Genomic DNA, 17,078 nt, shown 5'->3' on the forward strand with positions numbered 1-17,078 from the left:
CGGTGTATGGCACCGGCTTCGCCGGTGTTCGCGGGTAAACCCGCTCCCACAGGCACAGCGAAGGCCTTGGGAGCAGTGCTTTGCCTGTGAGAGCCGGTTTGCCGGCGATAAGGCCCTTGAAGGTTAACGCGGATGCACGTGCCCGAACAGATTCTGGGTCACCCGCACACGTTGCTCGGCGTCTTCGGTAATCCCGTCCTTGGCCAGCGCTTCGATGTGCGCTTCGATGGCATGGGTGCGCTGAGTCAGCCCGGTATCGTTGGCGATCTGGATGTTCAGGCCGGGGCGGGCGTTGAGTTCGAGAATCAGCGGCCCCTTGTCCTGGTCCAGCACCATGTCCACGCCGATATAGCCCAGCCCGCACAGCTCATAACAGCCGGCGGCCAGTTTCATGAAGCCGTCCCAGTTCGGCAGCTGTACGCCGTCCACCGCGTTGGTGGTGTCCGGGTGCTTGCTGATGATGTTGTTCAGCCAGGTGCCGCGCAGGGTCACGCCGGTAGCCAGGTCGACACCCACGCCGATGGCGCCCTGGTGCAGGTTGGCCTTGCCACCGGACTGACGAGTCGGCAGTCGCAGCATGGCCATCACCGGGTAGCCCATCAGCACGATGATGCGGATGTCCGGCACACCCTCGTAGCTGATGCTCTTGAAGATCTGGTCGGGGGTCACCCGATACTCGATCAGCGCCCGGTCTCGGTGGCCGCCAAGCGAGTACAGCCCGGTGAGGATGCTCGACACCTGGTGCTCGATTTCCTCGTGGCTGATGATCTTGCCCGACACCGTGCGGTAGCGGTCCTCGAAGCGGTCGGCGATCACCAGGATGCCGTCACCACCAGCGCCTTGCGCTGGCTTGATGACGAAGTCGTTGCGCCCGCCGATGATCTCGTGAAGCTTTTCGATCTGCTTCTCGGTCTCGATGATGCCGTACATCTCCGGCACATGGATGCCGGCAGCGAGCGCACGCTCCTTGGTGATGATCTTGTCGTCGACGATCGGGTACAAGTGCCGCTTGTTGTACTTCAGCACGTAGTCCGCGTTGCGCCGGTTGATCCCCATGATGCCCCGGGCCTCCAGGGCTTTCCATGTCTTGATCAGGCCAAACATCAGGCGTCAGCCTTCTTCAGGAATGCCTTGAAACGCACCAGCTCGGTCAGCCGGTAGCCGCGGTAGCGACCCATCGCCAGCATGAAGCCCACCAGGATCAACAGTACGGCCGGGAAGGTGAAGACGAAGTACACCAGCTCCGGCACCATCATCAGCAAGTGCGCCAGGGAGGCGGCGAACAGGGTTCCGATCGCCACTTTCATGGCATGGCCACCGCCGCGTTCTTCCCAGGTGATCGACAGGCGCTCGATGGTCATGGTCAGGATCACCATCGGGAACAGCGCCACCGACAGGCCGCGCTCCAGGCCCAGCTTGTGGCTGAACAGGCTGATGGCGGCGATCAATACCACGACAAAGGTCAGCACCACCGACAGGCGCGGCAGCATCTGCAGCTTCAGGTGTTCCAGGTACGAACGTAGCGACAGGCCCAGGGCGGTGATCACCGTGAACAGCATGATGCCGAAGCCCAGCTGGGTCTCGCGGAAGGCCAGGGCGATCAGCACCGGGGTAAAGGTACCCAGCGTCTGGATGCCGATCAGGTTGCGCAGGATCAGGATCACCAGCACGCCGATCGGGATCATGACCATGATCATGAAGGTCTGCTGGGTCTGCAGCGGCAAGCCGTACAGCGAGTATTCGAGGAAGTCGGCGTCGGTGTTCTCGTCAGTCAGCTTGGCCAGGCGGATGGCGTTCATCTCGCTGTTGTTCATGCTGAAGGTGACGTTGGCTTTCTTGCCGCCATCGACGGTAATCAGGTTGTCATCCCCGGTCCACCACAGCAGGCGATCGGCCGGCAGGCCCTGTTCGCCGGTGTCCGGGTTGAAGTACAGCCAGTCGTTGCCATTGAAGCTGCGCAACCACAGCTCCGGGGTCTGGGGCGTGTCGGCAACCAGCCGGATGGTGTGGACCTTTTCCATCGGCACATGGGCGATCGACAGCAGCAGGTCGATGACCTGGGCCTTCTTCATCGGCGAGGTATCACCGGCCAGCAGCAGCTTGACGTTGTCGTCGTTGAGGTTGTTGACCCGTTTGATGGTCTCGCTGACAAAGGTCTCGACGTCGGCCGAGTGCTGGCGGATAGGGGCCATCAGGGCTTCGGCGGCGATTTTCTCCGGGCCTTCGATGGCCAGGCTGTCACGGAAGGTCGGGCCTTTGATGGCGGTCTTTTCGTTGCTGTAGCGCTTGGTCAGCACCAGCCGGTAGTACAGGGTCTGGTTGCCGCTGACACGGCGCGCTGACCAGGTCACCTTGCGGTTGCCGTCGGCGCGGTTGACGCTCACCCCATAGTTGTTGGAGATGAAGCTCTCGTTGAGGCTGACATAGTCGCGGTTCAGCGGCGGTACGAACATCTGGATCTTGACCGGGTCCTTGGAGCTGGCGACGAACTCGACCTTGGCGTCGATGTTCCACAGGTCGTCGGTCTCGTCTTCGGTCACCGGGATGCCGAGCACGAAGATCTGATAGGCCGTGACCGCCACGCCGAGCAACACCAGCACGGTGATCAGGACTTTCAGATGGAGGGTAAGAGAGCGCATCGGGATTACTCTGCTTTGGTAGCGTCGGTGGCACAGGCAGGTTTGCCGGCCGCGTATTTAAGGCTTGGGTCGACCAGCGCGTCGAAGTGCTTGAGCGCCTCGGAGCCGATCAGCAGCGGGAACTGGAAGGCGCTGCGGTCGGTGAGGTTGACTTCGATGGTGCGCCGGGCCTGGCCCATGCAGATTTCAAGTTCGATGACCGGGCGGGCGGTATAGGCCTTGCCGGATTCCGCATCATAGTCGCCGGCGCGGCGTTTGATCTTGCTCACGCGGGCCAGAGGGCGCTCGATGGGGTGCGAATGAGCGGCGTCGATGGCCAGGTAGAAGCGCACCCAGCTTTCGCCGTTGCGCTTGAAGCGTTTGATGTCACGGGCACTGAGCGACGCGGTCTTGGCTCCGGTGTCGAGCTTGGCGGCCACTTCCAGGTCGAGGTCGCCAAGCCGGGCGTATTCGTTCAGACCGTACACGGTCTTGCCCGCCGCCTGGCCAAGGGCCGGCAGCAGGGTGAGGCATAACAGCAATAATACGGGTGTAAGTCTCATAGTCCTGGCGCGGTGCTGAGCTGTGCAGGGTTCGGGGTAAAGGTGACTGGCAACGGCTGCACAAGCTTCCTCGTTCATCTGTCAACAACATGAATTGATGACAAATACACTATCGATACCCCCTTGGAGGCGCGGCATTCTATCACGCCGACGTCTTGACGCCAGCGTGAAGCGATCTGACAACGCCATCACTGGGTAAGTTCGTTCTTAGACGATTGTCGACAATGTTGATTTTGTCTTTGACTGTGAGCCACTGATTCGCTAGTTTCTGCTCAAGCGCTTAGCAAGGTGTCGACAATATGCTGGACATCACCACCCCAAGCCCTGCCGAGGCAGACGAAACGGAAACCTTGTCCGAGAATGTCTTTCGGCGTATCCAGGCGGCGATCGTCAAGGGCGACATTGCCCCCGGCAGCAAGATCTCCGAGCCAGAGCTGGCACGTACCTATGGCATCAGCCGCGGCCCGCTGCGCGAGGCCATCCATCGGCTGGAGGGGCAGCGCCTGCTGGTGCGGGTACCGCACGTCGGCGCGCGGGTGGTTTCGCTCAACCACGCCGAACTGATCGAGCTGTACGAAATCCGCGAGTCGCTGGAAGGCATGGCCTGCCGCCTTGCCGCCGAGCGCATGAGCCAGGCCGACATCGACGAGCTGCGCCGGGTGCTCGATACCCATGAGCGCGATGCCGCGTTCCAGGCCGGGCTTGGCTACTACCAGCAGGAAGGCGACTACGACTTCCATTACCGCATCATCCAGGGCAGCGGCAACCAGACCTTGGTCAAGATGCTCTGCGGCGAGCTGTATCAACTGGTGCGCATGTACCGCATCCAGTTTTCCGCCACGCCCAACCGGCCGCGCCAGGCCTTTGCCGAACACCACCGCATTCTCGATGCCATTGCCGACCGTGACGGCGAACTGGCCGAACTCCTGATGCGCCGCCATATCGGCGCGTCCAAGCGCAACATCGAGCGTCACTATCTGGACGCCAACAACAACAGCCCACGAGGTGAGAAATGACTGTGAACAGCACCCCCGGTCAGCGTTTCCGCGACGCCGTTGCCGCCGAACACCCGCTGCAAGTGGTCGGCGCGATCAACGCCAACCATGCACTGCTGGCCAAGCGTGCCGGTTTCAAAGCCATCTACCTGTCCGGTGGCGGCGTTGCTGCCGGCTCCCTGGGCCTGCCTGACCTGGGCATCAGTGGCCTGGATGATGTGCTGACCGATGTGCGCCGCATCACCGATGTCTGCGACGTGCCCTTGCTGGTGGATGTCGACACCGGTTTCGGCGCTTCGGCCTTCAACGTCGCCCGCACCGTGCGTTCGATGTGCAAGTTCGGCGCTGCGGCCATCCACATCGAGGACCAGGTTGGCGCCAAACGCTGCGGCCACCGCCCGAACAAAGAAATCGTCAGCCAGCAGGAGATGGTCGATCGCATCAAGGCGGCAGTGGATGCCCGCACCGATGACAGCTTCGTGATCATGGCGCGCACCGACGCCCTGGCGGTGGAAGGTCTGAACGCTGCCCTGGACCGGGCTGCTGCCTGCATCGAGGCCGGCGCCGACATGATCTTCCCGGAAGCCATCACCGAACTGTCGATGTACAAGACCTTCGCCGACCGCGTGCAGGCACCGATCCTGGCCAACATCACCGAGTTTGGCGCTACACCGCTGTACACCACCGAAGAACTGGCCTCGGTCGACGTGTCGCTGGTGCTGTACCCGCTGTCGGCGTTCCGGGCCATGAACAAGGCGGCTGAAAACGTCTATACCGCGCTCCGCCGCGACGGTACCCAGAAAAACGTGATCGACACCATGCAGACCCGCATGGAGCTCTACGATGCCATTGGCTACCACGCCTTCGAGCAGAGCCTCGACGCGCTGTTTGCCCAGAAGAAAGGTTGAGCGCACCGCTCTCGAATCAGCCAGATCGCTTCCATAACAAGTTCAAGAAAGGAGAAACACCATGGCCGAAGCAAAAGTACTCAGTGGCGCTGGCCTGCGCGGCCAGGTGGCCGGCCAGACTGCTCTGTCGACCGTGGGCCAGGCCGGCGCCGGCCTGACCTACCGTGGCTACGACGTCCGTGACCTGGCCGCCGGTGCCGAATTCGAGGAAGTCGCCTATCTGCTGCTGTATGGCGAGCTGCCGAGCAAGGCGGAGCTGGCCGACTACAAACGCAAGCTCAAGGGCCTGCGTGACCTGCCACAGGCGCTGAAAGAGGTGCTCGAACGCATCCCTCGCGACGCCCATCCGATGGATGTGATGCGCACCGGTTGCTCGGTGCTCGGTACCCTGGAGCCGGAGCTGACCTTCGACGCCCAGCGCGAGAAGACCGACCGCCTGCTGGCGCTGTTCCCGGCAGTGATGTGCTACTGGTACCGCTTCACCCACCACGGCGTGCGCATCGACTGCACCAGCGACGAAGACACCCTCGGCGGCCACTTCCTGCACCTGCTGCATGGCAAGAAGCCAAGCGAGCTGCACGTCAAGGTGATGAACGTGTCGCTGATCCTCTACGCCGAGCATGAGTTCAATGCCTCGACCTTTACTGCGCGGGTTTGCGCGTCGACCCTGTCCGACCTGTACTCCTGCGTCACCGCCGCCATCGGCTCGCTGCGCGGCCCGCTGCACGGTGGTGCCAACGAAGCGGCGATGGAGCTGATCGAGCGCTTCCAGAGCCCGCAGGAGGCCACCGCCGAGCTACTGCGCATGCTTGAGCGCAAGGACAAGATCATGGGCTTCGGCCACGCGATCTACAAAGAGTCCGACCCGCGCAACGAGGTGATCAAGGGCTGGTCGAAGCAGCTGGCCGACCAGGTCGGTGACAAGGTCCTGTACCCGGTCTCCGAAGCCATCGACAAGACCATGTGGGAGCAGAAGCGCCTGTTCCCCAACGCCGACTTCTACCATGCCTCGGCGTACCACTTCATGGGCATTCCGACCAAGCTGTTCACCCCGATCTTCGTCTGCTCGCGCCTGACCGGCTGGGCCGCGCACGTGTTCGAACAGCGCGCCAACAACCGCATCATCCGCCCGAGCGCCGAGTATGTCGGCGTCGAACAGCGCCAGTTCGTGCCGATCGAACAGCGCTGAGTCGTAGATCGCCGGGGCTGCTGCGCAGCCCTTTCGCGACACAAGGCCGCTCCTACAGGCGCGGCGCAGTTCCTGTAGGAGCGGCCTTGTGTCGCGAAAGGGGCGCGCAGCGCCCCAAGGGCCAGACCTGCTTACCGAATACCGTGACCGAGCCTGATAACGATATGAACACTGCCTACCGCAAGAACCTGCCAGGCACAGCCCTGGACTACTTCGATGCCCGCGCTGCCGTCGAGGCCATCAAGCCCGGTGCCTACGACAGCCTGCCGTATACCTCCCGCGTGCTGGCCGAAAACCTGGTGCGCCGCTGCGATCCGGCCACTCTCGATGCCTCGCTGGGCCAGTTGATCGAGCGCAAGCGCGACCTCGACTTCCCGTGGTTCCCGGCCCGCGTGGTGTGCCATGACATCCTCGGCCAGACCGCCCTGGTCGATCTGGCCGGCCTGCGCGATGCCATCGCCGACAAGGGCGGTGACCCGGCCCAGGTCAACCCGGTGGTGCCGGTGCAGCTGATCGTCGACCACTCCCTGGCCGTGGAGTGCGGTGGCTTCGATCCGCAGGCGTTCGAGAAGAACCGCGCCATCGAAGACCGTCGTAACGAAGACCGTTTCCATTTCATCAACTGGACCAAGAAGGCGTTCAAGAACGTCGACGTGATCCAGCCCGGCAACGGCATCATGCACCAGATCAACCTGGAGAAAATGTCGCCGGTGATCCATAGCGACCGCGGCGTGGCCTACCCGGACACCTGCGTCGGCACCGACAGCCATACCCCGCATGTCGATGCATTGGGCGTTATCGCCATCGGTGTCGGTGGCCTTGAAGCCGAAAACGTCATGCTTGGCCGTGCCTCGTGGATGCGCCTGCCGGAAATCATCGGCGTCGAGCTGACCGGCAAGCTGGCGCCGAACATCACCGCCACCGACCTGGTATTGGCCCTTACCGAGTTCCTGCGCAAGCAGAAAGTGGTCGGCGCCTACCTCGAGTTCCATGGCGAAGGCGCACGCGCCCTGACCCTGGGCGACCGTGCGACCATTTCCAACATGGCCCCGGAGTACGGCGCCACCGCTGCGATGTTCGCCATCGACCAGCAGACCATCGACTACCTCAAGCTGACCGGCCGTGATGACCAGCAGGTGCAGTTGGTGGAAACCTACGCCAAGGTCACCGGCCTGTGGGCCGACAGCCTGGCCAAGGCCGAATACGAACGCACCCTGAGCTTCGACCTGTCGAGCGTGGTGCGCAACATGGCCGGCCCGTCCAACCCGCACGCCCGCGTCGCTACCAGCGACCTGGCGGCCAAGGGCATCGCCGGTGCCTGGGAAGAAGTGCCGGGGCAGATGCCTGACGGTGCAGTGATCATCGCCGCCATCACCAGCTGCACCAACACCAGCAACCCGCGCAACGTGATTGCCGCAGGCCTGCTGGCGCGCAACGCCAACAAGCTCGGCCTCAACCGCAAGCCGTGGGTCAAGTCGTCGCTGGCACCCGGCTCCAAGGCCGTGCAGCTGTACCTGGAAGAAGCGGGGCTGGAGAAAGAACTGGAGCAACTGGGCTTCGGCATCGTCGCCTTCGCCTGCACCACCTGCAACGGCATGTCCGGCGCACTGGACCCGGTGATCCAGCAGGAAATCATCGACCGGGACCTGTACGCCACCGCCGTGTTGTCGGGCAACCGCAACTTCGATGGGCGCATCCACCCGTATGCCAAGCAGGCGTTCCTTGCTTCGCCGCCGCTGGTGGTGGCCTATGCGATTGCCGGCACCATCCGTTTCGACATCGAAAAGGACGTGCTGGGCGTGGTCGACGGCAAGGAAATCCGCCTCAAGGACATCTGGCCGAGCGACGAGGAAATCGACGCGGTGGTGCGTGCGGCGGTCAAGCCGGAGCAGTTCCGCAAGGTCTATATCCCGATGTTCGCCATTGAAGAAGAGCGCGGGCCGAAAGTCGCGCCACTTTACGACTGGCGCCCGATGAGCACCTATATCCGCCGCCCGCCGTACTGGGAAGGCGCCCTGGCTGGCGAGCGCACCCTGCGCGGCATGCGCCCGCTGGCGGTACTGCCGGACAACATCACCACCGACCACCTGTCGCCATCCAACGCCATCCTCCTCGACAGTGCCGCCGGTGAGTACCTGGCGAAGATGGGCCTGCCGGAAGAGGACTTCAATTCCTATGCCACCCACCGCGGCGACCACCTGACCGCCCAGCGCGCCACCTTCGCCAACCCCAAGCTGTTCAACGAAATGGTGCGCAACGAAGACGGCAGCGTGAAGCAAGGCTCGCTGGCGCGCATCGAGCCGGAAGGCAAGGTGACCCGCATGTGGGAAGCCATCGAGACCTACATGGCGCGCAAGCAGCCGCTGATCATAGTAGCCGGTGGCGACTATGGCCAGGGCTCGTCCCGCGACTGGGCGGCCAAGGGCGTGCGCCTGGCCGGTGTCGAGGCGATCGTCGCCGAGGGCTTCGAGCGCATTCACCGCACCAACCTGGTGGGCATGGGCGTTTTGCCACTGGAATTCAAGCCGGGTACCGACCGCAAGACCCTGGGCCTGGATGGCAGCGAGACCTATGACGTGCTCGGCGAGCGCAAGCCACGGGCGACGCTGACCCTGGTGGTGACGCGACGCAATGGCGAGCGTGTCGAAGTGCCAGTGACCTGCCGCCTGGACACTGCCGAGGAAGTGTCGATCTATGAGGCGGGCGGAGTGCTGCAGCGCTTTGCCCAGGACTTCCTCGAAGCGACCGCTTGAACAGGACTTGAACATGGCACATGTACCACAAGTGAAAATCCCCGCCACCTACATCCGTGGCGGCACCAGCAAGGGCGTGTTCTTCCGCCTGCAGGACCTGCCAGAGCCTGCTCAGGTCCCAGGCCCGGCGCGCGATGCCTTGCTGTTGCGGGTAATCGGCAGCCCCGACCCTTACGCCAAACAGATCGACGGCATGGGCGGCGCCACCTCGAGCACCAGCAAGACGGTCATCCTGTCGAAGAGCATCAAGCCCGGGCACGATGTCGACTACCTGTTCGGCCAGGTCGCCATCGACAAGGCTTTCGTCGACTGGAGCGGCAACTGCGGCAACCTGTCTGCGGCGGTCGGCTCGTTCGCCATCAGCAACGGCCTGGTCGAGCCGGCGCGCATTCCCCGCAATGGCATCGCCACTGTGCGCATCTGGCAGGCCAACATCGGCAAGACCATCATCGCCCATGTGCCGATCACCGAAGGTGAAGTGCAGGAAACAGGCGACTTCGAACTCGACGGCGTGACCTTCCCGGCCGCTGAAGTGCAATTGGAGTTCCTCGATCCGGCCGCCGACGAGGATGGCGACGGTGGGGCAATGTTCCCTACGGGCAACCTGGTGGACGACCTGGAAGTGCCGGGGGTGGGCATCTTCAAGGCGACCTTGATCAACGCTGGCATCCCGACCGTGTTCGTCAATGCCGCCGACATCGGTTACACCGGTACCGAGTTGCAGGATGCGATCAATGGCGACCCCCAGGCGCTGCAGCGCTTCGAGTCCATTCGTGCCTACGCAGCCGTGCGCATGGGCCTGATCGAGCATGTCGACCAGGCTGCCGGGCGTCAGCACACGCCGAAGGTGGCTTTCGTTGCGCCGCCGAGCACCTACACTGCGTCCAGTGGCAAGGCGGTTGCGGCCGGTGACATCGACCTGCTGGTGCGTGCGCTGTCGATGGGCAAGCTGCACCACGCGATGATGGGCACCGCAGCCGTGGCCATCGGCACCGCCGCGGCCATTCCGGGCACATTGGTCAACCTCGCTGCGGGCGGGGGTGAGCGCAGTGCCGTGCGTTTCGGTCATCCGTCCGGCACCTTGCGGGTCGGGGCCGAGGCGCGCCAGGTGGATGGCCAGTGGACGGTGACCAAGGCAATCATGAGCCGCAGTGCTCGCGTGCTGATGGAGGGCTGGGTTCGCGTGCCTGGCGATAGCTTCTAACGCACCACTGGCGCTCGGCTTTAGTTGATGGGGCCGCTTTGCGGCCCTTCGCGGGCACGCCCGCTCCTACAGGTATTGCACGACTTTCAAGTTCAGTGTGATCCCTGTTGGAGCGGGCAAGCCCGCGAAGGGCTGCAACGCAGCCCCGGCAATTCTGAAGGGAGCTGGCTATGAGCGCCAACGTGGACCTGAACGACCGCCCGGACTACGACCGGGTGCTGCAAACCCTCGCCGACTACGCCCTCGGCTACCGCGTCGAATCCCCTGAAGCCCTGGACACCGCACGCAACTGCCTGATGGATACCCTCGGCTGCGGCCTGCTGGCCTTGCGCTTCCCCGAGTGCACCAAGCTCCTCGGCCCGCTGGTGGAAGGCACCGTGGTGCCCAATGGTGCGCGCGTACCGGGTACCGCCTATCGCCTCGACCCGGTCAAGGCCGCCTGGGACATCGGCTGCACCGTGCGCTGGCTGGACTACAACGACACCTGGCTGGCTGCCGAGTGGGCGCACCCTTCGGACAACCTTGGCGGCATCCTCGCCGTTGCCGATCACCTTTCACAGAAGCGCGTGGCCGCGGGTGAGGCGCCGTTGCTGATGCGTGAGGTGCTGCAAGCGATGGTCATGGCCCACGAGATCCAAGGCGTGCTGGCGCTGGAAAACTCATTCAACCGCGTCGGCCTGGATCACGTGATTCTGGTCAAGGTAGCCTCCACCGCCGTGTGCGCCCGGCTGATGGGCGCCAACCGCGAGCAGATGCTATCGGCCTTGTCCCATGCCTTCGTCGATGGCCAGGCGCTGCGCACCTATCGCCATGCCCCCAATGCTGGCTCGCGCAAGTCCTGGGCGGCCGGTGACGCTTCCAGCCGCGGCGTGCGCCTGGCCGATATCGCGCTGCGTGGCGAGATGGGCGTGCCGGGCGTGCTGACTGCGCCGCAGTGGGGGTTTCATGACGTCTCGTTCAGCCACACCAACAAGGACCTGGCGGTGAAGCCCTCCGGCCAGTATGAGCTGCGCCTGCCGCAACCCCTGGCCAGTTACGTGATGGAGAATGTGCTGTTCAAGGTCAGCTTCCCGGCCGAATTCCACGCCCAGACCGCCTGTGAGGCGGCGGTCACCCTGCATCCTCTGGTGCGTAACCGCCTGCATGAGATCGACCGCATTGTCATTACCACCCAGGAATCGGCGATCCGTATCATTTCCAAGAGCGGCTCGTTGGCCAATGCCGCTGACCGTGACCATTGCCTGCAATACATGGTGGCGGTACCGCTGATCTTCGGCCACCTGGTGGCCGAGCATTATGAAGATGCCTTTCATGCCAACCACCCGAGCATCGATCGTCTGCGCGAGAAGATGGAAGTGGTTGAAGACCCGCGCTTCAGTCGCGAGTACCTGGAGGCGGACAAGCGCTCGATCGCCAATGCCGTGCAGGTGTTCTTCAAGGATGGCAGCTGTACCGAGCAGGTGCTGGTGGAGTACCCGATCGGGCATCGGCGGCGGCGCGAGGAGGGGATACCGCTGCTGGAGGCCAAGTTCAGAAGCAACCTGGCGACGCGCTTTGTGCGGCAGCGGTGTCAGCAGATTTTCGAACTGTGCAAGGACCAGCAACTGCTGGAGCAGATGGCGGTGCACAGGTTTGTGGATTTGTTCGTGATTTGATGTGGCCTGTGACGGCCTCTTCGCGGCTAAAGCCGCTCCCACAGGGTTCTCTACAGGTCTTGAAGACTGTGGGGCTCCTGTGGGAGCGGGTTTACCCGCGAAGGGGCCGGCACAGGTGACAAAAAAAAGCCCCGGCATTTCTGCCGGGGCTTTGTCTTACAGCCTACAACCGATGCTTACGCCTGAACCACAGGGATCTTGGCGTTGGCAGCCGCTTCACGGAACTCGGCGATCTGGTCGAAGCTCAGGTAGCGGTAGACGTCGGCAGCCATGCTGTCGATGTCTTTGGCGTACTGCATGTACTCTTCGACGGTCGGCAGCTTGCCGAGGATCGATGCGACCGCGGCGAGCTCGGCCGAGGCCAGGTACACGTTGGTGGCGTCGCCCAGACGGTTCGGGAAGTTACGGGTCGAGGTGGAAACCACGGTCGAACCGGTTTGCACACGTGCCTGGTTACCCATGCACAGCGAGCAGCCTGGCATTTCCATGCGAGCGCCAGCCTTGCCGTAGATGCCGTAGTAGCCTTCTTCGGTCAGCTGATGGGCGTCCATCTTGGTTGGCGGGGCCAGCCACAGACGGGTCGGGATACCGCCCTTGACCTTGTCCAGCAGCTTGCCGGCAGCGCGGAAGTGACCGATGTTGGTCATGCACGAACCGATGAACACTTCGTCGATCTTCTCGCCTTGTACCGAGGACAGCAGGCGGGCATCGTCCGGGTCGTTCGGCGCGCAGAGCACAGGCTCCTTGACGTCGGCCAGGTCGATTTCGATGATTTCGGCGTATTCGGCATCGGCGTCGGCCGACAGCAGTTCAGGCTTGGCCAGCCAGGCTTCCATGGCCTGGGCACGACGCTCCAGGGTGCGGGCATCGCCGTAGCCTTCGCCGATCATCCAGCGCAGCAGGGTGATGTTGGACTGCAGGTATTCGGCGATGGCCTTTTCCGGCAGCTTGATGGTGCAGCCCGCGGCGGAACGCTCGGCCGAGGCGTCGGACAGCTCGAAGGCTTGCTCGACGGTCAGGTCGTCCAGGCCTTCGATTTCCAGGATGCGGCCGGAGAAGGCGTTCTTCTTGCCTTTCTTCTCGACGGTCAGCAGGCCCTTCTGGATCGCGTAGTAAGGGATGGCATGAACCAGGTCACGCAGGGTGATGCCAGGTTGCAGTTTGCCCTTGAAGCGCACCAGGATCGATTCTGGCATGTCCAGCGGCATGACGCCGGTGGCGGCGGCGAAGGCCACCAGGCCGGAACCGGCCGGGAACGAGATGCCGATCGGGAAGCGGGTGTGCGAGTCACCACCGGTACCTACGGTGTCAGGCATCAGCATGCGGTTCAGCCAGCTGTGGATGATGCCGTCGCCTGGGCGCAGCGACACGCCGCCACGGGTGCGGATGAAGTCTGGCAGGGTGTGGTGGGTGTTTACGTCGATCGGCTTCGGATAGGCTGCGGTGTGGCAGAACGACTGCATCACCAGGTCAGCGGAGAAGCCCAGGCACGCCAGGTCTTTCAGTTCGTCGCGAGTCATCGGGCCAGTGGTGTCCTGGGAACCGACGGTGGTCATCTTCGGCTCGCAGTAGGCACCCGGGCGCACGCCCTGGCCTTCCGGCAGACCACAGGCGCGGCCAACCATCTTCTGCGCCAGGGTGAAGCCTTTGCCGGTGTCGGCAGGCTGCTCTGGCTTCTTGAACAGGTCGGAAGGGCCCAGGCCCAGTTCGGCACGGGCTTTTTCGGTCAGGCCACGGCCAACGATCAGCGGGATACGGCCGCCAGCGCGGACTTCATCCAGCAGTACTTCGGTTTTCAGCGCGAACTCGGTGACCAGCTCGTCGCTGCCGTGACGGCGCACTTCACCTTTGAACGGGTAGACGTCGATGACGTCGCCCATGGCCAGGTTGGTGCAGTCGAATTCGATCGGCAGGGCGCCGGCGTCTTCCATGGTGTTGTAGAAGATCGGGGCGATCTTGGTGCCGAAGCAGAAGCCACCGGCGCGCTTGTTCGGCACGTACGGGATGTCGTCGCCGAAGAACCACAGCACCGAGTTGGTGGCGGATTTACGCGAAGAACCGGTACCGACCACGTCACCGACGTAGGCAACCGGGAAGCCCTTGGCCTTGACCGCTTCGATCTGTGCCAGCGGGCCAACCGAACCAGGCTGTTGCGGTTCGATGCCATCACGGGCCATTTTCAGCATGGCCAGGGCGTGCAGCGGGATGTCAGGGCGCGACCAGGCGTCCGGGGCAGGGGACAGGTCGTCGGTGTTGGTTTCGCCAGGCACCTTGAACACGGTCAGGGTGTACTTGTCGGCGATGGCCGGACGCGAGGTGAACCACTCGCCGGCAGCCCAGGATTCCAGTACTGCTTTGGCGTGAACGTTGCCGGCCTTGGCTTTTTCGGCCACGTCGTGGAAGGCATCGAACATCAGCAGGGTGTGCTTGAGCTGTTCGGCCGCGACGGCGCCCAGTTCGGCGTCGTCGAGCAGCGCGACCAGCGTTTCGATGTTGTAGCCGCCCTGCATGGTGCCCAGCAGTTCAGCAGCGTGCTTGCGGTCGATCAGTGGCGATTTGGCTTCGCCCTTGGCCACGGCTGAGAGGAAAGCGGCCTTGACGTAGGCAGCTTCGTCGACCCCTGGCGGAACGCGGTTGGTGATCAGGTCTACGAGGAAGGCTTCTTCGCCGGCCGGCGGGTTTTTCAGCAGCTCGACCAGGCCTGCAGTTTGTTCGGCGTTCAGCGGCTGGGGCACGATACCCAGGGCGGCACGCTCTTCGATGTGTTTGCGGTAGGCTTCAAGCACAGTTATTACCCTCATCAGTGGTCCCTAAAGGGAGTCCGGGACGCTCATCCAGCATTCAATGCACCCATGCGCTGCCACGGCTTTGTGGGCCGCCCAGCCAGAGTCGCAGAGAATCCTTACAGAAGCTGCTTTCAAAGTTTTACGCCTGCAGAACGGGAGCTGATGAGGGCTGGCTCGGGCATGCGAGGGGTGCATGGCCCGGGCCAACGCCGTTCTACCGGATGAACTGTGCTCGTGACGCTTTGAAAACAGCTTCCAACGGACATTGTTGCCTTGAAAAGGCGGGGTGATTCTACGGCAAAAAAAGCCCGAAGGTAAGGCAGCGATCACGACTTTAACGGGTGACCCTGGTTAGACAAAGGGCTAACATGACCCCGTATTCCACCGCCAAGCCGTTGTTTTCAATGTCCAACCAGTCCATCAAGACCCCGTGTGTCGGCCTCTGTTCCACTGTCTACGGAGACACGGTTTGCCGTGGCTGCAAGCGTTTCCACCATGAAGTGATCAACTGGAACGGCTACGACGACGAACAGAAGCGCGCCGTCTGGCTGCGCCTGGAGCAACTGCTGGTGCAGGTGATGATGGCCAAGCTGGAAGTGTTCGACAAAGGCCTGCTGCGCCAGCAGCTGCAGCAGCGCTCGATCCGCTTCGTCGAGCAACAGTCCGAATACTGCTGGGCCTATCAGCTGATCGCCCGCGGGGCGCGGATGATCCGCGAGCTGGAGGCATACGGGATGGTGCTGCTGCCGGAGTTTCGCGACTGGGAGCTGCCACAGCTGCGCGATGCAATCGACCGTGAATTCTTCCTGTTGTCCGAGGCGCATTACCAACGCTACATCGCGCCTGCCTTTCTCAGGGATACGCTGGGGTAACGGCTTCTCGCTGCATGCCGTGAGTGCCTGCCCCTAGCCTGACGCTCCACGTTCAGGCAAGAGGACCGAGCATGTCCCTGTACTACGCATTCGAGCCCGCGCACTCTTTCATCGGCAGGCTTTACTGGCAACTCGACGACCAGCACATCTCGCCGGCCGAATGGCCAACAGCCGTTTCCAGGGTCAAGCCCATCTGGGTTCGATTCGAAAGCGGGGATGGCGAAGATGGTTACCTTCGCACCGAGAGCCGTGCCGGCTCGCTCGAGCCCTGGTCGGAGCGCCCGGCCAGGCATGCGGTAGCGATTCATCAGTTGTTCTGGTTCGGTGCCTACCAGGACGCGGGCAAGCGCTACTATCAGCTGCGCCCGTTGCAAAACGACCGCGACCTGCGCGCCAACCCGGCTTTGCTGCCGTGGGTCCTGGAGGCAGACCCGGTCGGCTACTTGGGGATGTACGCCACCTGGAGCGACCCTCCAGAGTGGGTCAAGTACACGGGGGGCGGCCTGTGGCAGTTCGAAGGCCTGGATCCCCGGGCACTGAAAGTCGGCGGGCGTTTCGCCAACCTGCGCATGCTCGACAGCGCTGGCAATCGGGTCACCCGAAGGTTCCAGGCCAAGCGCCCTTACCTGTCCTCGGGGGCCGTGGGCGGGGGCAGGGTCACGGTAGAGGTGCGCCGCTACCCCTGGTCGCCCTGAGTCAGTCGCCGCAGTATTCGCAGCCGCTGGTGCAGGTTTCGTGGATGCGCACTTTGGACAGCTCTGGCATCAGCGGTTTGACTTGCTCCCAGATCCACTTGGCGATCACTTCGCTGGTCGGGTTTTCGAGGCCTGGGATGTCGTTCAGGTAGTTGTGGTCCAACTGCTCGTAGATCGGCTTGAAGATCGCCTTGACCTCGGCGAAGTCACGAATCCAGCCGGTGTGCGGGTCGAGCGGGCCGGTCAGGTGCAGGCCGACCTTGAACGAGTGGCCGTGCAGGCGGCCGCACTTGTGCCCTTCAGGAACGTGGGGCAGGCGGTGGGCTGACTCGAATGTAAATTCCTTGAAGATTTCCACTGGTGGACCTGTATAGCTGGTGGGGTAAGGGTTTGAGCGGAAATTGGTATTTCAATGTACTGCTCAATGTACTGATTGGTCGTTGCTGGGCTCGAAAGAGGTCATCCACTGGGTGATGTCCGACTGGCGCCAGGCGACTGAATTGGGGCCTATCTTAACCTGTTTTGGAAAGGTGCCCTCACGGATTCTGCGATAGACGGTGTTCCGCCCGATCCCGGTCACGTGCAGCACCTCGTCGAGGCGCAGGAAGCGGTCAATGTTTTCTGCGTGTCGCATGGGTGTCTCCTTTATATAGAGGGTCAGGCCAAGAAATGGTGCCCGACCTTCGCCGCCCGGGCGGCTTCCTCGGTGCGGGACATGAGCTGGGTTTTGCTGATCCGGCCATAGGCCTCGTATTCGGCATCGACCCAACAGGCGCCGAACTTGCGGTACGGCTCGCCGAGGATCTTCGTGACGTAGCAGTCGATCAGGTTCATGGATGG

At 63.0% G+C, this 17,078-nt stretch carries 15 protein-coding genes; 8 read left to right on the forward strand and 7 right to left on the reverse strand.

What is annotated here, in order from left to right; genetic code table 11:
* Positions 1-123: 123 nt before the first annotated feature.
* The 3 genes from CQW31_RS21150 to CQW31_RS21160 are packed head-to-tail and all read right to left on the reverse strand — an operon-like array spanning position 124 to position 3,181.
* A complete protein-coding gene (locus CQW31_RS21150) occupies positions 124-1,104 on the reverse strand; it encodes an alpha-L-glutamate ligase-like protein (protein WP_054883574.1) in 981 nt (326 codons plus the stop codon).
* Positions 1,104-2,639, reverse strand: coding sequence for an inactive transglutaminase family protein (locus tag CQW31_RS21155; protein ID WP_054883575.1), 1,536 nt, complete (start codon positions 2,637-2,639; stop codon positions 1,104-1,106). The genes CQW31_RS21150 and CQW31_RS21155 overlap by 1 nt, the downstream gene beginning before the upstream one ends.
* A gap of 5 nt (positions 2,640-2,644) precedes the next feature.
* Positions 2,645-3,181, reverse strand: coding sequence for an ATP-dependent zinc protease (locus tag CQW31_RS21160; protein ID WP_054883576.1), 537 nt, complete (start codon positions 3,179-3,181; stop codon positions 2,645-2,647).
* 299 nt (positions 3,182-3,480) lie between these two features.
* Here CQW31_RS21160 and CQW31_RS21165 point away from each other — a divergent pair, with 299 nt between their 5' ends.
* The 6 genes from CQW31_RS21165 (at position 3,481) to prpD (ending at position 11,885) form a co-directional block, all read left to right on the forward strand.
* The gene (locus CQW31_RS21165) at positions 3,481-4,197 is read left to right on the forward strand and encodes a GntR family transcriptional regulator (RefSeq protein ID WP_054883577.1); all 717 of its coding nucleotides are present in this window, start codon (positions 3,481-3,483) and stop codon (positions 4,195-4,197) included.
* Entirely contained in the window at positions 4,194-5,084 is an 891-nt protein-coding gene (gene prpB / locus CQW31_RS21170; RefSeq protein ID WP_054883578.1) for a methylisocitrate lyase, read from the forward strand. The genes CQW31_RS21165 and prpB overlap by 4 nt, the downstream gene beginning before the upstream one ends.
* Before the next feature lie 61 nt (positions 5,085-5,145).
* Positions 5,146-6,273, forward strand: coding sequence for a 2-methylcitrate synthase (prpC, locus tag CQW31_RS21175; protein ID WP_054883579.1), 1,128 nt, complete (start codon positions 5,146-5,148; stop codon positions 6,271-6,273).
* A 164-nt stretch (positions 6,274-6,437) separates the two neighbouring features.
* Positions 6,438-9,026 carry a Fe/S-dependent 2-methylisocitrate dehydratase AcnD gene (acnD, locus tag CQW31_RS21180; RefSeq protein ID WP_099815321.1) on the forward strand — a complete coding sequence of 863 codons (2,589 nt, stop codon included), beginning with the start codon at positions 6,438-6,440 and terminating at the stop codon, positions 9,024-9,026.
* 13 nt (positions 9,027-9,039) lie between these two features.
* Entirely contained in the window at positions 9,040-10,230 is a 1,191-nt protein-coding gene (prpF, locus tag CQW31_RS21185; RefSeq protein ID WP_099815322.1) for a 2-methylaconitate cis-trans isomerase PrpF, read from the forward strand.
* Between the two features lie 170 nt (positions 10,231-10,400).
* A complete protein-coding gene (prpD, locus tag CQW31_RS21190) occupies positions 10,401-11,885 on the forward strand; it encodes a 2-methylcitrate dehydratase (RefSeq protein WP_099815323.1) in 1,485 nt (494 codons plus the stop codon).
* Between the two features lie 176 nt (positions 11,886-12,061).
* Here prpD and acnB read toward each other — a convergent pair whose 3' ends face one another.
* Positions 12,062-14,671: a bifunctional aconitate hydratase 2/2-methylisocitrate dehydratase gene (gene acnB / locus CQW31_RS21200; protein WP_054883583.1), complete on the reverse strand. Its 2,610-nt coding sequence runs from the start codon at positions 14,669-14,671 to the stop codon at positions 12,062-12,064.
* A 404-nt stretch (positions 14,672-15,075) separates the two neighbouring features.
* Between acnB and CQW31_RS21205 the strand changes: the two genes are divergently transcribed.
* Both CQW31_RS21205 and CQW31_RS21210 read left to right on the forward strand, forming a co-directional pair.
* Positions 15,076-15,543, forward strand: coding sequence for a DUF1289 domain-containing protein (locus CQW31_RS21205; RefSeq protein ID WP_099815325.1), 468 nt, complete (start codon positions 15,076-15,078; stop codon positions 15,541-15,543).
* 71 nt (positions 15,544-15,614) lie between these two features.
* On the forward strand, positions 15,615-16,238 hold the full coding sequence (locus CQW31_RS21210) for a hypothetical protein (RefSeq protein WP_054883585.1): 624 nt from the start codon (positions 15,615-15,617) through the stop codon (positions 16,236-16,238).
* Position 16,239: 1 nt separating this feature from the next.
* Here CQW31_RS21210 and queD read toward each other — a convergent pair whose 3' ends face one another.
* From queD to CQW31_RS30970, 3 genes are all read right to left on the reverse strand, one after another.
* Positions 16,240-16,596, reverse strand: coding sequence for a 6-carboxytetrahydropterin synthase QueD (gene queD / locus CQW31_RS21215; protein ID WP_099815324.1), 357 nt, complete (start codon positions 16,594-16,596; stop codon positions 16,240-16,242).
* Between the two features lie 63 nt (positions 16,597-16,659).
* Positions 16,660-16,872, reverse strand: coding sequence for an AlpA family transcriptional regulator (locus tag CQW31_RS21220; protein WP_054883587.1), 213 nt, complete (start codon positions 16,870-16,872; stop codon positions 16,660-16,662).
* Positions 16,873-16,895: 23 nt separating this feature from the next.
* Positions 16,896-17,078 (reverse strand): hypothetical protein (locus CQW31_RS30970; protein WP_143524243.1); only part of this gene is annotated, 183 nt, incomplete at its 5' end.

This window comes from Pseudomonas sp. 382 (assembly GCF_002759075.1).
GTDB lineage: Bacteria > Pseudomonadota > Gammaproteobacteria > Pseudomonadales > Pseudomonadaceae > Aquipseudomonas > Aquipseudomonas vlassakiae.

Excerpts from the sequence above, each read along its gene's own strand:
- CQW31_RS21150 (WP_054883574.1), bottom strand. The coding sequence starts at position 1,104 with ATGTTTGGCCTGATCAAGACATGGAAAGCCCTGGAGGCCCGGGGCATC.
- CQW31_RS21160 (WP_054883576.1), bottom strand. The coding sequence starts at position 3,181 with ATGAGACTTACACCCGTATTATTGCTGTTATGCCTCACCCTGCTGCCG.
- prpF (WP_099815322.1), top strand. The coding sequence starts at position 9,040 with ATGGCACATGTACCACAAGTGAAAATCCCCGCCACCTACATCCGTGGC.
- CQW31_RS21205 (WP_099815325.1), top strand. The coding sequence starts at position 15,076 with ATGTCCAACCAGTCCATCAAGACCCCGTGTGTCGGCCTCTGTTCCACT.
- CQW31_RS21210 (WP_054883585.1), top strand. The coding sequence starts at position 15,615 with ATGTCCCTGTACTACGCATTCGAGCCCGCGCACTCTTTCATCGGCAGG.
- CQW31_RS21220 (WP_054883587.1), bottom strand. The coding sequence starts at position 16,872 with ATGCGACACGCAGAAAACATTGACCGCTTCCTGCGCCTCGACGAGGTG.
- CQW31_RS21155 (WP_054883575.1), bottom strand. The coding sequence starts at position 2,639 with ATGCGCTCTCTTACCCTCCATCTGAAAGTCCTGATCACCGTGCTGGTG.
- prpD (WP_099815323.1), top strand. The coding sequence starts at position 10,401 with ATGAGCGCCAACGTGGACCTGAACGACCGCCCGGACTACGACCGGGTG.
- prpB (WP_054883578.1), top strand. The coding sequence starts at position 4,194 with ATGACTGTGAACAGCACCCCCGGTCAGCGTTTCCGCGACGCCGTTGCC.
- acnD (WP_099815321.1), top strand. The coding sequence starts at position 6,438 with ATGAACACTGCCTACCGCAAGAACCTGCCAGGCACAGCCCTGGACTAC.
- CQW31_RS21165 (WP_054883577.1), top strand. The coding sequence starts at position 3,481 with ATGCTGGACATCACCACCCCAAGCCCTGCCGAGGCAGACGAAACGGAA.
- prpC (WP_054883579.1), top strand. The coding sequence starts at position 5,146 with ATGGCCGAAGCAAAAGTACTCAGTGGCGCTGGCCTGCGCGGCCAGGTG.